Annotated in this window: 10 protein-coding genes; 3 read left to right on the top strand and 7 right to left on the bottom strand. The window is 58.1% G+C overall.

Annotated elements, in window-relative coordinates:
- Positions 1-132: 132 nt before the first annotated feature.
- From ROO76_01825 to ROO76_01810, 4 genes are all read right to left on the bottom strand, one after another.
- On the bottom strand, positions 133-864 hold the full coding sequence (locus ROO76_01825; GenBank protein ID MDT8066884.1) for a nucleotidyltransferase family protein: 732 nt from the start codon (positions 862-864) through the stop codon (positions 133-135).
- Positions 861-2,288, bottom strand: coding sequence for an RNase adapter RapZ (locus tag ROO76_01820; protein MDT8066883.1), 1,428 nt, complete (start codon positions 2,286-2,288; stop codon positions 861-863). The genes ROO76_01825 and ROO76_01820 overlap by 4 nt, the downstream gene beginning before the upstream one ends.
- Positions 2,289-2,383: 95 nt before the next feature.
- Complete coding sequence (gene proC / locus ROO76_01815; GenBank protein ID MDT8066882.1) at positions 2,384-3,205, bottom strand: pyrroline-5-carboxylate reductase; 822 nt, start codon at positions 3,203-3,205, stop codon at positions 2,384-2,386.
- Between the two features lie 88 nt (positions 3,206-3,293).
- Positions 3,294-5,501, bottom strand: coding sequence for a patatin-like phospholipase family protein (locus tag ROO76_01810; GenBank protein ID MDT8066881.1), 2,208 nt, complete (start codon positions 5,499-5,501; stop codon positions 3,294-3,296).
- 267 nt (positions 5,502-5,768) lie between these two features.
- Here ROO76_01810 and ROO76_01805 point away from each other — a divergent pair, with 267 nt between their 5' ends.
- Positions 5,769-6,608: a DUF1003 domain-containing protein gene (locus tag ROO76_01805; GenBank protein ID MDT8066880.1), complete on the top strand. Its 840-nt coding sequence runs from the start codon at positions 5,769-5,771 to the stop codon at positions 6,606-6,608.
- A 48-nt stretch (positions 6,609-6,656) separates the two neighbouring features.
- On the opposite strand, the gene ROO76_01800 is transcribed toward ROO76_01805, so the two are convergent.
- Positions 6,657-7,748, bottom strand: a complete 1,092-nt coding sequence (locus ROO76_01800) for a DUF6569 family protein (protein MDT8066879.1) — start codon at positions 7,746-7,748, stop codon at positions 6,657-6,659.
- Positions 7,749-7,833: 85 nt separating this feature from the next.
- Between ROO76_01800 and ROO76_01795 the strand changes: the two genes are divergently transcribed.
- Complete coding sequence (locus tag ROO76_01795) at positions 7,834-8,745, top strand: sigma-70 family RNA polymerase sigma factor (GenBank protein MDT8066878.1); 912 nt, start codon at positions 7,834-7,836, stop codon at positions 8,743-8,745.
- A 13-nt stretch (positions 8,746-8,758) separates the two neighbouring features.
- Positions 8,759-9,901, top strand: a complete 1,143-nt coding sequence (locus ROO76_01790; protein MDT8066877.1) for a hypothetical protein — start codon at positions 8,759-8,761, stop codon at positions 9,899-9,901.
- Position 9,902: 1 nt separating this feature from the next.
- Here ROO76_01790 and ROO76_01785 read toward each other — a convergent pair whose 3' ends face one another.
- Both ROO76_01785 and ROO76_01780 read right to left on the bottom strand, forming a co-directional pair.
- Positions 9,903-10,793 carry a M48 family metallopeptidase gene (locus tag ROO76_01785; protein MDT8066876.1) on the bottom strand — a complete coding sequence of 297 codons (891 nt, stop codon included), beginning with the start codon at positions 10,791-10,793 and terminating at the stop codon, positions 9,903-9,905.
- Positions 10,790-15,004, bottom strand: coding sequence for a DUF2339 domain-containing protein (locus ROO76_01780; protein ID MDT8066875.1), 4,215 nt, complete (start codon positions 15,002-15,004; stop codon positions 10,790-10,792). The genes ROO76_01785 and ROO76_01780 overlap by 4 nt, the downstream gene beginning before the upstream one ends.
- Between the last annotated feature and the right edge of the window lie 21 nt (positions 15,005-15,025).

Here is a 15,025-nt window from a genome sequence, read left to right as displayed (position 1 = left end):
CAATGGAGGTGTCGGCAGCGTTGCTCCCTGCTCAGAAAGATCGGCTTCTCCCTGACAGAGCACTGTCGGGAATCGACCCGACCACTTTGCCTGAAGTTGTATCGGTTGCTGCACTCGGAAGGCTAGCAGGAATCAGCCCGGAACAATGTTTTGCCGGATGTCCCGTTCGGCCTGTGCGATGTTTTCTGGCTTCCCCAGATCGCGCCAGTAGTATTCGTCCGCTCGAAAGCCCCGGATGTTCTCTCCTTTCGCCGCGAGTCGCAGATAGGCATCGATAATCGAGAATGCTCCTTCCTCTTTCATCAACCCAAAGATTCGCGGAGAAAGAACGTGAATTCCGCAAAACGCAAGCGCTTCGACTTGCGGCGCCGTTCGTACGACTTCCTCGTCACCGCCGATTCGCCGCCCGCAAAGGCGTAGATCATTGTCGAATAGCAGGTACCGTGAGGTCTTCCGGTGCTGCACCGCGAGTGTTGAAAGGGCTCCGTGCTCGCGATGAATTTCAATCATGCGATTCATGTCGATCGTACTGAGAACATCGACGTTATGAAGCACGAACGGTTCGTCCGAGCCTCGAAAGAAAGACGCAGCGTTCTTCAATCCACCGCCCGTATCGAGTAGTACTTCTTCGCGCGAGACCTCGATCGCCATCCCGAAGTTGTCATGCGCCTTCAGATACTCGATGAGTATGTCTGCGAAGTGATGCGCGTTGACGATGACCTCACGAATGCCAAACTCGCGCAACCGCGCCAGCGTGATTTCCAGCAGGGTTTTCCCGCAGATCTCGACGAGTGCCTTAGGACGATCATTAGTCAGCGGCCGCAACCGCGTACCGAGCCCCGCCGCGAGCACCATGGCCTTCATTGGCCGATGGCCTCCAGCACAGGGTGCCGAACAACCACCTCCACGCCGCTCCGGTTCTCGAGATGTTTCGCCAGTTGTTCCGCGAAGTACACCGACCGATGCTGCCCACCGGTGCAACCGAACGACACCATCAAGTGCTTGAAGCCTCGCCGCTGATAGCTGGCAACCGTAGAATCGACCAGCGACATCACGTTCGCGAGATACTGGTGCACGCTTTCGAGCTGATTCAGATAATCGATAACAGGTGCGTCTTTCCCGGTCAGGTGCTTAAAGCGCTCCTCCCGGCCGGGATTCGGGATACTGCGCGCGTCGAAAACAAAGCCGCCACCATTGCCTGATTCGTCCTTTGGCATCCCCTCGTGGAAGGAGAAGCTGTACACGCGAACCGTCAGCGTGTTCGCCTCGGACGCCAAGCTCAGCAGTTTCTCCGAGCCCAGCATGCTGCGGAACGCTTCCAGCAACGTAGGCAACTCAATCGGCAACTTGACGTTGTGCAACAGCCAGCGAATATTCTTCAGGGCATAAGGGACGCTCTGGAGGAAGTGCGCCTTCCGTTCGTAGAACCCGCGGAATCCGTACGCACCGAGCGCCTGCATGATGCGAACGTAGACGTACCCGTAATAGAGTTGAACAAAGCTCTCCCGGTCGACTTTCACGAATCCGGAAAGCACTTCGAGGTAGTAGTCCAACAGTTCCTGCCGTAACGCGGGTGGAAGGTCGGCCTTTGCGTCATATAACAATGACGCGACATCGTATTGCAGCGCACCTTTGCGCCCGCCCTGGTAGTCGAGGAAATACGGATCTTCGTTGCGCAGCATTACGTTCCGCGACTGATAGTCGCGATAGAGAAAATAGTCGCGACCAGCGGTGAGCAAAAACTTCGTCAACCGATTGAAATCGTCTTCCAGCGCCTGCTCGCTGAAGGGAATCCCTGCGAGGCGCAGGAAATAATACTTAAAGTAGTTCAGGTCCCACGAAATCGATTGCCTATCAAAGCTGTTTCGCGGGTAGCAGTACTTGTAATTCAAGTCGCGACCAGCCTCGATCTGGAATCGGGGGAGGATCGCAATTACTTTGCGATATGCTTCGACCGCGAGCGGAGCGATATCCTCGCCGTTCCGGTTTTCCGATAGGAACTCGAACAACGTGACGTTCCCCAAATCCTCTTCCAGGTAAGCGCCGTGATCGAGATCCTGTTCATAGATCTCCGGCACGGGAAGGCCGTGCCGCCGGAAGTGTTTGGAGAATTTGAGGAAGGCGGCATTTTCTTCGCGCACGTCGCCGAGAATGCCGATGGCACTGACCTGCTCGTTGGCCAACCGGATGATCTTCCGTCCGGAACCGCCGAGTTGACCTTGCAATGGCTGTACGCGCTCGGCAGGAGAATGAAAATGTTGCTCAAATAGCTGTTTGAGGACGTCCATCGAAGTCCGATCCGTGAGCATTAGTCGTCACCACAATATCATTGAACGCTACGCCCTGTGCCTGATCGAATTTGTGCTTTTGACGCAGGAACCGTTCAGCTAAACACCAGTTCCTTGGCCCGCTGCGCCGCCTTAACTACCGCCTTAATTAAGGTGACACGCAGCTTCCCTTCCTCGAGTTCGAGAATACCGTCGATCGTGCATCCTGCTGGAGTGGTCACTGCGTCCTTTAGGAGCGCCGGATGATTGCCGGTTTCGAGCACCATCCGAGAGGCTCCCAGCGTGGTCTGCGCTGCCAGTAGAGTCGCAAGGTCGCGCGGCAGGCCAAGCTTCACGCCGGCTTCTGCAAGCGACTCCAGGATGATGTAAATGAAGGCCGGGCCGCTGGCGGAGAGTCCGGTCACTGCATCCATGTGCTTCTCGTCCACGACCACGGTACGCCCAACCGTATCGAACAGTGCACGCGCCAGTTCGAGGTCTCCGGCTTGCGCGTGCTTGCCCTTGCAAATCGCGGTCATCCCACTGCCAAGCATCGCCGGCGTATTCGGCATCGCGCGAATGATGCGCGCTTCGATCGGCAACCGCCGTTCCATGGCGTCCGTCGGTACCGAGGCAGCAACCGAAATGAGCACCTGTTTGCTGGTCACTACCGGGGCGACCTGCTCCAGAACCTGACCCACGGTCTGCGGCTTCACGCAAATCAGCACGATATCGGCATCGCGCACCGCGGCAACATTATCAGTGCTGGCTGTAATGCCTAGATCTTTCCTGATCGCCCGCAGTTTCTCCGAGTGCTGTACCGTGCCATGCACGTTCCTGGGTGTCAACAGTTGCTTGTCGAACATCGCCTGCAACAGGATAGTTGCGATCTTTCCGGTGCCGAGAACGGCGACACGCATCTTCAAAAGGCTTTTCATGGTGAGCACCTATTCTACGCAAAATTAAAGGCCCCGGCGTGCAAGTGCCGAGGCCTGTTTATGACAAGAACTTCGTCGACCCGCCGCGCTAGAAGACGCGCCCGATCTGGAAAAAGAACTTCCGGTGGCCGGTGTCGCCAAAAGCAGTCCCCACCTGCACCGGACCGAGCAGCGTCTGAGCAAGAATCGCTACACGAATATCCATCGGCAGACTGCTGACCGTATTCGTATAGAACGACTTCCCGATCTCAACGCCGGACGTGAGATACAGGTTTTTGCCCGCCATTGGAGGCAAGGCGGCCAACTTATGCAGATAGCCGGTCTGCACCAGCCAGTACTGGTTCGTCAGGATTTCGTTGGTGCCGTACGCAGCGAGCCGCGTTGACGACCCAAGCGAAAACATCGGGAACCCCGTATCTGTAACTCCGAAGGTGGATCCAGCCGATCCGATCGCATAGACCGCACCCTTCTCGGTAATTGGCCGGAAGCCCTGGAGTTTCACTTCCAGGCTCGGAACCGATTCTGCCGTCCCGGCACGCCGCTCATAGTAGGCGAACAGCGTGTCGACACCCACACCGCGCCTAGGAACCACCGGATCATCGAGTTGATCAAATGTGTACCTCAACCGAGCGGATCGCTGAATTCCCTTAAACGCCGGGGGAACGACGGCGGCACCCATCTCGTTGGAGTACTTCAGCCAGCCGACCTGGAACCCTGCCCGTACCTCACTCCAGCGATTGAACGTATACCCGAGGTCGAACTCGCCGGAGGTCTCGATCTTGCGATATTCCGAGAACTTCCCATGGCTGGAATAAAAGTCCTGCGGCGCATTTCCTATCGCCGCGCTCGTTGCCGTGAACCAGTGGCTGGATCCCACGAGCCGCAAGATGTACTCAGTCCCGAACATATAGCTCGATCCCAGCATGAAATCCGTTCGCAACTCACCGCCGCTCGCCACTACTCCCGGCGTGACGACCCTGGCTCCCACAGAGAACCGAACGTTGTTGTAGTCCGAGCCATCCAGCAGAACCAGCGGCTTCACCAGAATTGGGCCCTCCTCCTTCACGCTGGCACGGAAATTGAGTACCGCGGAGCCCTCTTGATCCATGCTGAGCGTCGGTTCGATTCGCGACCAGCAGCTCTCTCCCGCGATGACCCTCATGTTCTCATCAACCTGGCCAGAATCCAGTGGCTTGCCTTCCAGCCCAGAGAGTCCGCGGCTGGTTGCTGCAAGTGTGTCGCCATTGAATTGCACCTTGCGCAATATCGGCATAGCTTTCTTACGCGACTTGCGCTCGGCCAGGTAGTCCTTCCACTCCGATTCGCTCAGTGCATATTTCGACACAGCCGCTGAATTTCTCTCCCCTCCGCGGTATCCGCGATCCACCAGTTCCTGCCACTTCTCGTAATCCAGGTTTGTCAAATCGAGTACCGGGACCTTGATGACGACATCGGCCGCCTGCATGGCACGCTCTTCACTGTTGAGCGTCACCGCTTCCAGGCTGCGGAAGAGTGCCCCGAAAGGTGATTGCGGTGCCTTGTTCTTCACGTACGACTCCAAAAACACCGCTATCACCACGTCTCCGCCCATTTGACGGCCGACGTCTGTTGGCAGCGGATCCAGGAGCGTTCCATCGACGTAGAGGCTATTGCCGATTCTCACCGGCTGAAATACCGCCGGCACCGACATGCTTGCCCGCAGCGCGTCGCCCAGCACTCCGTCTTTGAAAATGTGAAGTTCTCCGCTGTTCAAATCAGTCGCGACGCAGCGGAAAGGAATCGGCAGTTCGTCGAAATTCGTGACAGTCGAATACGGCAAAGCGAAGCTGGTGATCACGCGATCGACATTCATCCCGGAGTTGAGTCCAGCCGGCATACGAATGCCGTGATTAAGGCCGAGTTCCAGCCCATTGGGGTAGTCGTGCTGGTCTTGCTTGAGCCGAAATGTTAGATCGCGGTATTGGGGTTCTCCGTTAAATACAGTGTTCGCCCAGTCGATTGATCCGATAAGTTTTTTCAAATCGGCCGAGTTCATTCCCGTCGCGTATGCGCCGCCGATCAGCGCGCCCATGCTCGTTCCAGCGACGTAGTCCACCGGAATTCGGTGTTCTTCCATCCACTGAATGACGCCGATGTGAGCCAACCCCAAAGCCCCACCCGCATCGAGTACAAGGGCAATTCGCGGACGTTTTCGAATGACATTCGACGTTTCAGTTGCAGAGGGTCCCTGCGCATGCGCGCCGAGATTTAGGAATGAAAACAGCAGCAGAAGGAACAGCCACAAGGTCCTTTTCATGACCTGCTCCTGAACCACAGTTTTTACGGCTAACGGCTGCACTGATGAAAACGGAACCCCGCGCGCAGTTTGCGGGCTCCTGGGCGGCTCGTCTGTGATGCGGTTCAGTTCCCAGTGTGATTACAGGGCCGCCGGACAAAATGGAGATGGGATGGTCTCCATGGAAGTAGTGAGCCAGGGGTCATTTCCGTTTCGTTCCCAACCGGGACTTTGGTTGACGGAACTTTGCCGTTACACTATGCCCAACAACAGAAAAGGGGTGCCCAAATGGCTTGCAGCGCAGACGTCTTACAGCAGGTTCCTCTCTTTTCCGGCCTCGATGAAGATGAAGCCGGAGTACTGGCCAGCCAGGTTGAGATGAAAACTTTCGCTCCGCGACAGCGTATCTACAAGATGGGCTCACCATCTGATCGCGCCTACGTCCTCGTGTCAGGCAGCGTTCGTGTGACTACCGTGGACGAAGATGGCCAGGAGGTCGTCGTCGACGAGCCCGCCCGCGGCGATTTCTTCGGTTTCGCCTCCATGCTCGACCAGACCCCACACCAGACGGAGGCCATTGCATTGGAAGAGTGCGTCTGCGTCGAGGTCGACCGCAGCGACATCCTTGTCCTTCTTCAAAGAAAGCCGCATGCCGGCATGGACATGCTCGCCGTTCTGGGTCGCCAATTTCACAACTCGCAGCACCTCGTCCGTATTCGCGCTAACCGTAACCCCAACGATTTGATCGAAGAACACGCAACCCTCGGGGAGCGGGTTGCCGACACAGTCGCGTCCTTCGGTGGTTCATGGACGTTCATAATCGTGTTCGGCGTCTTTATGGTCGGCTATACGAGCACCAATATCGCCCTCAGCCGATCCGCGTGGGACCCGTACCCGTTCATTCTTCTCAACCTGTTCCTCTCGATGCTCGCGGCCCTTCAGGCGCCGGTCATCATGATGAGCCAAAACCGGCAGGACAAGAAGGATCGGCTGCGGGGCGAACTCGACTACGACGTCAACCGCCGTGCTCACACCGAAATCCAGGGCCTCGCCCACAAACTCAACCTCCTTGGCGACAGGTTGGGGGACGTCGAGGAATTGCTGCGCGAAAAACGGGCGAACGATTAGTTCGGGCACTCCTGCCGATGGCTCGATGGTCTCTTCGCAAGATACCCTTTATTCAATTGCTGGCACAACGCGCCCGCGTCGCTCCTCCGTCATCTTCGCCAGATGGACGGTGAAGTCCGTCTTCGGCAGCAATGACGTGAGCGTAAAGACCTTGTAGCCTTCGCCCGTAATCTCCGATCGCCGAAATACGCCGGGGTCGGTCTCCGTCACCTCACGAGTTCCACTGAGTGACTCGATGAACTGTTGCGCGCTCATCTGTCCCGCAGCCCCCTTATAAACTCCCCCGGTTATTGCCTCGGCAGCATACGAGCGAATCAGCTTCGGCCAGTAATCCTCCAGGAGTTCTTCGCTCGCAAAAACATCTGCCCAAAGCAGGCGCCCGTTGACTGCGACTACTACGCCAACAGCGTTCTGCGCTTTAAGCTGACGGATCAGCTTTCCGTAATCTCGGTCGATCGGCGCGACCACCGATTCGATCCTCTGCTGCACTTCGCCGCTTCCCATGACGCCGGCATACGAAGTTGTCCCGCCAAGCGCTGCACCAGCTCTCGGGACGGCGATTGCTGCATTTTGATTCGACTGCCGAACGTTATCCCACACTTCAGCCTGGCTCTTCGCCGCCATCGCGGGAATTCGGACGCTTGGCTGTGCCATTCCGTGAAAAGAGGAAAAGTTCTCGCTCTTTGCCACCCAACGTCCCGGTTCAACGCAAAAGACCGACAGGTCCACCGGTTCGCTGTTTGGCGGAACGATCCTGTCCGCTCCGATCACTCGATCCTGTTTGCCCCCGGTCACGATTTCGCCCGCAAGCAGCAAAAGCGGCCGATCCGATTTGTTGATCAGCACGAGCCGGTTCACCTCCCCGCCTGTATTCATCGGACGTTGCCCCGGCCGGCGAATCAGTCCTGAAACCTGGCCCGCTTCGGTGATCACGACCGAACCATTACGAACTCCCTCATCGAGCGTCAGAAACGCGCTAGTGTTGTGAGTTGTTGTCGAAGTGACCGGGTAGATTGCGAGATTGCCGCTCTGAATTGGCGGCAGCACACTGTATCTCGAGCCCGGATTGCCGGCGAGCGCGAGGCACGGAACCAACACAAGGACCGAGAGAACGATCCAAAAACCCGTTCGTGAAACCATATTCCATCTCCAGCGGGGACTCGCCCCTTGAGGAGGAACGGCCAATGGTGTCTTTCTTGCACGGAAATTGCTACGATTCCTGCGCATGGTCTCCTCTGGCCAGACCGCTGAACCTGCCCGGATATCCACCGCGGTGCGCTCCGCCTGCGACCGCCTATTCGAGACCTCTCAGGCCGCGCGCTACGGCTTGAGTCCAGACTCTTTTCGCACGACCCTCGCCGATATCGTGGAGCAGTACGCTCCCGCCGCAAGCGAAAACGAAGTGGTCCGGTTCCTGGATACGCTGAAAGCGGAAGAATTGGCACTCGCGCGCGGATGCGTTGAAGGAAACGAATTCTCATGGCAGACCTTCTTGTCCAGATACCGCGCTTCGCTGTACGGAGCGGCCTACTCGATTGCCAAAGAAGAGAGCATTGCCCGCGAACTCGCCGACTCCCTGTACGCCGAACTCTATGGCCTTCCAAACGAATCCGGCCGCCGCATTTCAAAGCTGCAGTACTACAAGGGACGAGGTTCGCTCGAAGGCTGGCTTCGTACCGTGGTCGCGCAGGAGTTCGTCAATCGTTACCGTCGGACCCGTCATGAGGTTAGCCTCGAAGAAAAGGTAGAGGCGGGCGCACAGTTCTCTGCAACCGATATTCGTGGAAGTGAGTCGATTGCCGATCCGCGAGTCAGCAAGGCAGTCGCTTTCGCCTTGGGCGAACTGGAGACTGAGTCCCGGCTGATCCTGAATTCCTACTACCTCGACGGCCGCACGCTGGCTGAGATTGGACGCGTCTTTCACGTGCATGAGTCGACGATCAGCCGAAAACTCGAAAGGGCGACCAAGGCTCTCCGCAAGATGATAAAAAAGCAACTTCTCGCCCAGGGGATGGGCGGTCGTCAGGCGGACGAGTTGATGCAGGAAACCGACGTTCGCGATTTGAACGTAAATATTCGCGAGAATCTACAGCAAGAATCGAGCAAAACCGCGTTCTATAAGAGCACGGAAGAGTAGTCTGAAAGCAGCAATGACCGGTTTACCAAAATCCGTTCGCGACCAGATGGCACGCACTCCAGCGCCCCCTTCCCACCCCGATGCTGACCTCCTGACGGCCTTTGCGGAGAACGCTCTCAGTGGGAAGGCGCGCCAGCACATTGTCGATCATCTCTCGGTGTGCGCTGAATGCCGCGATATTGTCTTTCTTGCTCAGCCCGCGAGCGTCGAGACGCAGATCGTGCTCGCGCCGAAACCACGCCGCTTCACCCGCATGGCTTGGGTGTCCGCCGCTGCCGTCGTCGTAATCGTCGGCTCCGCTGTGCTTATACAGCATAAGCAGGTCACAAAGATCGAGACTCCGGCTACGGCAACCGCTCCGGCGCGTCCAGAGACAAGTCTCGCGGAGAATCCGTCCCAGGGGGAAAGTGCTCCCCCGGCGATTGCGGAGGATCGCGAACACACATTTGCGGGAAAGTCGAAGGAGGTAGCCAAGATAAAAACGCCTGCCTCGGCCCCAATTATTCCCAAACCAGAGATCGCGGACGAAGCTCGTGTGACCTCGCCGTCTGCCGCATCTGCGTCTTTGCCATCTGCCGCGGGCGGAGTTGTCGGCGGTGTAGTCGGCCAGCAGAATGTGAACGGACCTCAGCAGCAAAATGCTCTCAACCGGATACCGCAACAGGCGAATCCGGCGAACGACAAGTTGCCTGTCGCGAACGAGAAAGCCACGCAGGCACCCCCAGTGGCAGCCATGGCGGCGAAGAAACCGCAGGCGCAACGCAATGAATTCCACGGACTCGCAACAGGATACGTTGCGGGCGCTGCCCCAATCCAGTCCGCGATTCAGGCGTCCGTGCGCGCTCACTGGCGGATCTCCAAAGCCGGCACCCTCGAGCATTCGTATACCGCGGATGACTGGACGCCAGTGTTGACTGAGACCGGTGCGAAGTTTTACGTCGTGGCGGTCCTCGCGAATACCGTCTGGGCAGGCGGTGAACGCGGCGCGCTCTATGTTTCGAATGACGGCGGGACCAACTGGACTCCCATAACGATTGACACGACCGACACCATCACGTCGATCCACTTTTCAGACGAGCTACACGGGATCATTCGGACCAAAGACGGCCCGAGTTGGAAGACTTCCGATGGCGGGAAGACCTGGGAGAAGCAGTAGGTTACTTTGCCTTCACTTCATACTCGATCCGGAAGGGCATCAGTTCCTTACGGTTTTGCCAGTGCCCTTCACGAATGATGGTTTTCGCTTGCGCCAGTCGCTCCGAAGGCAACGGATGAGAGCGGAAATATCCGGTTAATCCCTGGATCGCGACCTCCGACAATTCCTGCTCGGGCGATTTTGCGTGGATGACATATTCGCTGTGCAGCTTCGCCAGTTGCTCGAACATCTGCAGTGCGCCGTAGGGAGAATAACCGGCTGCCACCGCCAGCCTGATCCCCTCGCGGTCCGCCTCCAGCTCTTCGTCCTTGTTGTATCCGGTCTGCCAGACCGCCAGCGGGATCTTTGCCAGTTCACCAAGGACCTCGAGGTTGACCTTGCGCATGTGCGCTTCGATCTGCACTCGTTCGGCGCAGTGATAGTGGTCGACATGCTCAATCTCGTGCCCGAGCACCGCGGCCAGTTCGTCCTCGCTCGTCATCATATTGAGCATGCCGGTTCCGATATACACTTGCCCGCCAGGGAGCGCGAAAGCGTTGATCAGATTGTCGTCGGCAACCAGGTGAAATTTGAAAGGCAGCTTCCGATGCGCTTTCGCCGCCAGTTTACCGCCGACCTTCTGGATATACCGCTGCAGCGCTGCCTGCTCCGGCGTGAATCTGCCGCTATCGGTCGCATATTGCGCCGCAAGCTCGTCCCCAATTCGGATCTCCTGCTCGTCCGAGATTCGCGTCAGCTTCATCGGAACGCGAGTCACATCCCGCTGCACATCGGCAACGATATCAACAATGGGATTCGCAGATACCGGAGCACTTCGTTGTCGCCGTTGCGAAACGTAAATCGCAAGAGCTGCGATCACGACGATGACGATGAACGCCAAGGCACGCTTCATAAGAATTGCCGGATCGCCTCGCGATACCTGCTGTAAAGGAATGACACACCAAGCAGGGCCAATCCCAGGACGATGAAGGTGAGATAACGGTCGCGTGGCGCGAGCCGCCATGCGTCGATTACGAGGATCTTTCCAACACAGAGCAATAGTAGAAACAATCCGCTCAGCCGGAAGCTCCGTTCTTTCGCGACCAGCGCAAGGATCATTACCAGCACGCCCTCGATCCCCCAGGCCACGGTTACCATTCCGGAGCGCATTTTCAACGCGAGCATCATCGTCAACAGCAGCACCGGAACAAAGAACATTACTTGTTCCGGATAGCTGGACAACTGAGCCATCAGTCGCCTCATACGCCCGTGCTCAGCCCGCGCCTTAAACCGTTCTCGCGACTGATACGCAAACGGCAACGCGGCCAACATTACGAGCACCGCCGAGCCCAGTTCCAGGTATTGTCCCGTCCAATTACCTTTGGTGAAGTAACTGGAGCCGTACAGGTTGTGCATGACCCCGCGGAAGAACGTCGCAAGCGTGAGGAGCAACGCCTGATGTAAAAATACTTCGCGATCAAACCATGTGGCTATGCCAAATAACACGAACACCAGCACGGCCCATGCCGTCGCAATCCACGGTCCCGGCACCTGGAAATACAGCAACGACGCCACCGTGAGCGAACCGACGTAGGCCATGATGAGGTCGACGCTCCACCGTGATTCCTGTTCCTTTTCCGTCACTCGGATTTGTGAGTATACGAAGAAGTAGATCAGCGCAAGTGGAACGACGGTCGTCATTCGTGTCCCGAACAATTCGCCTCCCTGCGGAGATGCCCCGAGATTCACGAAGAAAATACGCGCGAATGAGGCGATCAGACCCGAATATGCCTGTAATCGCAGCTGCCGGATATTCCGGAGCAGTCCCAGTTCGAACAGCAGCAGCGATGCCAGAGCCCACCCTACCGCCACGCTCGCGGGCTGCAACTCATACCACAGCAGCAGCAAAGTCAGGAATGAAGCGACCCACGTATAGACGTGATGAAAATCTCGCCTGCGCAACTCTTCCCGCATGGGGATCAGCCGCGTCAGCGAATACAGCGCGAGGATCACGACTGAGAGCGAGATCAGCCGCTGGCTCATCCCGTGGAAGTTTGCCGTCGAATAAACATTCACCGAAAGCGCACGCACCACCGTCAACCCGGCCAGCACATGCGCCTGCCACGGAAACTCCTCGAGACTGAAGTATCTCGCCGCCGCTCCCAGCGCCAGAGCAAACATGGCCCACACCATCGCAAGCGCCGCCGTCGGAGCCTCATACCACGCCAACAGCGTAATCAACGCCGTCGCAGCCCATGTATGTGCGAATGCTGCCAACCGGCCATGGCCCGCATCGCGCAGCGCACATTTGCGCGAAATTCCATACATGCCCGCGGCGACGAGCGCTACCGTCAGCAGCCTGAGATTGAGCGCACGCGTTACCGCCAGCGGATAGTTGTAGGAGAAAAGAGCGATGATCGAGCTCAGGGCGAGCACATGCTCCTGGTGGCACAGGCTCGACACTTTCCAGCGCCGACCGGCAAGCGCCAGCGACATTCCAAACGCCACCCATGCGACCGCCACCCAGGTCTCGGGCAACTGCCGCCAGAGCATCCACGCGACAACAAAAGAAGCCACCCACGTGTAGGCGTCGCGTGTAAGCGGCGCGAATGCACCTGCCGCGTCCTTCAATCGCCACGCTAGCCAATACGCGCTCACTGCCACAAGGGACAGCGCGAGCGTTTCCTGGTTCAGTCCATGCCATCCATGGTGGTTCGGCCAGCCGTATCCCACCACCATCACGGTCGCAATCACCGTCAGGACATGCACATGCCACGCCAGCGGCGAGTACCTCAGCAGCAGCGCACATTCGGCGAGCACCAGCGCCAACCCAATGACCGCAACGCTCTGCCAGTGATACGGCACCTCTCCCCAGATCAGGAATATCAGCACCAGTGTCCCGGCTGCCGCGAGCAGATGGCGCGCCATTCTCGTCCAGCCTTTGAGGCCGATCCATCTCGCCGCGAGATAAAAACCTGCGGCTACGATCGGCACCGTGGCGTACCGACCGAAAACATGCGTGATCGTGCCTCCAAACATCTGGTTGACGTGCACATTGATCGCAAACGTCCGCAACAATGTCAGTGCGGCAAGCGCCGAGCACTGAACCGCCAACTCCTGCGCCCGCAGCCGCCGGCTAAGCCACGCGAGCACCGCGACCACGGCCACCCATGCCACCGCTGTCCAGTCGAGCACTACCAGGGCCCATGCGGCGAACGTTACCGTTACCGCGCCGAAGTAAGAGTGCGCAATCGTCAGCCGCTCATCGAGACCTGGCGCGAACAGGTCGGGCCAGCGTTTGCGAACGAAATGTGCGTTGAGGTAAAACAGCACGCCGCAGGTGAGAAGCAACGTCCCGCCGGTAATAACCGCTCTGTCGCCCCCGAGTCTCTCTTCGTACAGGTGGAAGCAATCCATCGCGAGCACATGCAAACCGACCAGGATTCCCGTTACCAGTCCCAAACGCCGGAACACGCTTTCCTTGGCAAATATCCCCGCTACCAGGAATGCTTCCGCACCCACGAACCACAGAATGGCGACGTTGTTCCCCGAGAATTTGAACGGTACCGCCATTACCATCAACACCGCACCGAGAACGCTCAGCAGCACGAATGCCGTCCGGCGCCATCGCGTAATGGGAAGTTGTCCAAAGGCAAACTCCAGCGCGCCGAGCGCCAGCAATGCATAAAACGCCAACTCCGGTCGCGCCGACTGGAATTTCATTACCGTCAGGAGCAGCAGCGTGTTGAGAATCGCGGCGATGGACGAAACGTTCTCTTCGTTCGCCGAGGAAATTCTGCGGACCACATACGACGCGCGATACGCCGCCCAGTAAACCAGCAGGATACCGACGCTTGCCCAGAACTCCGGAAACGCCCTGTGATTCGCGCCACCGGGTCCCAGTATCTTGTACAGCCAGTAGAAGTGATTCAGATAGCTGGAGAGGATTCCGAAGATCTCCAGTTCATACCACCGCATCCGAACCGTGATGACCACCAGTCCAATCGCGAGAGCCGCTCCGGCCGAGAGCGCATAGACCGTGTCGTGGCTCAGCGAGACGGTCGAGTACGCAAGCAGAAATGCAAGGCCCGTGACTACTTGCGACTTGTATCGCAACGTGTGCAGCGCCATCGCTACAGCGACGCCGAGCATAAGCAGCAGGTCAGTGCTCTCCGATGGCAGCACCGCCATCGCCTGCACGTGGTGCACCGCATACGCGCTAAAGAACAGCAACGCCCATCCGCCGCCGATACCGGCTCGCCCCAGAACCTGGTAGCGCTCCTTCCGTTCCAAGTAGATTCCGCCAACCAGGAGAACGAGTGATCCGGTCAGCAGCAGCGTGACTTTCCCAGAGGGCGTACTGCCCAATTGATAAATTCCGAACGAGGCGAGCCCGAGAACCACCAGGATGATCCCAATCTTGCTGAGCCAGCGCTTCCCAAGGATCTCTTCGAACGCGAACACCGATACCGCCAACTCTCGTAAGGTTCTTCGCGGCTTTGCTGGAACTGAGCGCAGCGGCACAGTCGGGGTGGGAGCGGTGTACGACACTGACGGGCGCGGTGGCATAACTGGCGCCGGGGGCGGCAGGACCGGACCGACTGTATGAACCGGAATCGGACGTGGTGTAACCTCCGCTGGCTTCGCCACAGGTACCAGCGGCACCTGTGGAACCGGCTTTGGCGGCACGACCGGCCCAGGAGCCGACACCGGTTTGCCCGCATCAGGCACAACCCCCGAACTCGCCACTGCAGGGGCCGCCGGCCTCGGTACCTCGATCACGGGTTTGGCAGAAACCACCGGCAGCCCTTCAATGGGCCTGAGAGCAGCTGTTGTCTCGACCGAAGTTTTCGGCGGAGTGGGCGTCGGCGCAATGCCTCCGGCGCCTCGCAACTCGCTCATCTCGCGAGCCAGTTGCTCCACTTTTTCATTATTCTGCAGCAGGACTCGATGAAGGTTTTCGTTCAAGCCGGCGAATGACGCGCGAAGTTTCTCAATTTCGCCGGTTAACGCCCGCCGCCGATAAACACTGACACCAACAGTCAGCAAGAGAAATGCGACGGCTGCTTCGACAGACCAGGAGAGGCACAGCAGAGAAACAATGAGCAATACGAGCTCAAGCATAGGTGTCCGGGCAATGCCTGT

The sequence above is a fragment of the Terriglobia bacterium genome (assembly GCA_032252755.1).
Classification (GTDB): Bacteria; Acidobacteriota; Terriglobia; order Terriglobales; family Acidobacteriaceae; genus JAVUPY01.
This window is presented reverse-complemented; position numbering and strand designations above follow the sequence as displayed.

Excerpts from the sequence above, each read along its gene's own strand:
- ROO76_01780 (MDT8066875.1), bottom strand. The coding sequence starts at position 15,004 with ATGCTTGAGCTCGTATTGCTCATTGTTTCTCTGCTGTGCCTCTCCTGG.
- ROO76_01820 (MDT8066883.1), bottom strand. The coding sequence starts at position 2,288 with ATGGACGTCCTCAAACAGCTATTTGAGCAACATTTTCATTCTCCTGCC.
- ROO76_01795 (MDT8066878.1), top strand. The coding sequence starts at position 7,834 with ATGGTCTCCTCTGGCCAGACCGCTGAACCTGCCCGGATATCCACCGCG.
- ROO76_01805 (MDT8066880.1), top strand. The coding sequence starts at position 5,769 with ATGGCTTGCAGCGCAGACGTCTTACAGCAGGTTCCTCTCTTTTCCGGC.
- ROO76_01810 (MDT8066881.1), bottom strand. The coding sequence starts at position 5,501 with ATGAAAAGGACCTTGTGGCTGTTCCTTCTGCTGCTGTTTTCATTCCTA.
- proC (MDT8066882.1), bottom strand. The coding sequence starts at position 3,205 with ATGAAAAGCCTTTTGAAGATGCGTGTCGCCGTTCTCGGCACCGGAAAG.
- ROO76_01790 (MDT8066877.1), top strand. The coding sequence starts at position 8,759 with ATGACCGGTTTACCAAAATCCGTTCGCGACCAGATGGCACGCACTCCA.
- ROO76_01785 (MDT8066876.1), bottom strand. The coding sequence starts at position 10,793 with ATGAAGCGTGCCTTGGCGTTCATCGTCATCGTCGTGATCGCAGCTCTT.
- ROO76_01800 (MDT8066879.1), bottom strand. The coding sequence starts at position 7,748 with ATGGTTTCACGAACGGGTTTTTGGATCGTTCTCTCGGTCCTTGTGTTG.
- ROO76_01825 (MDT8066884.1), bottom strand. The coding sequence starts at position 864 with ATGAAGGCCATGGTGCTCGCGGCGGGGCTCGGTACGCGGTTGCGGCCG.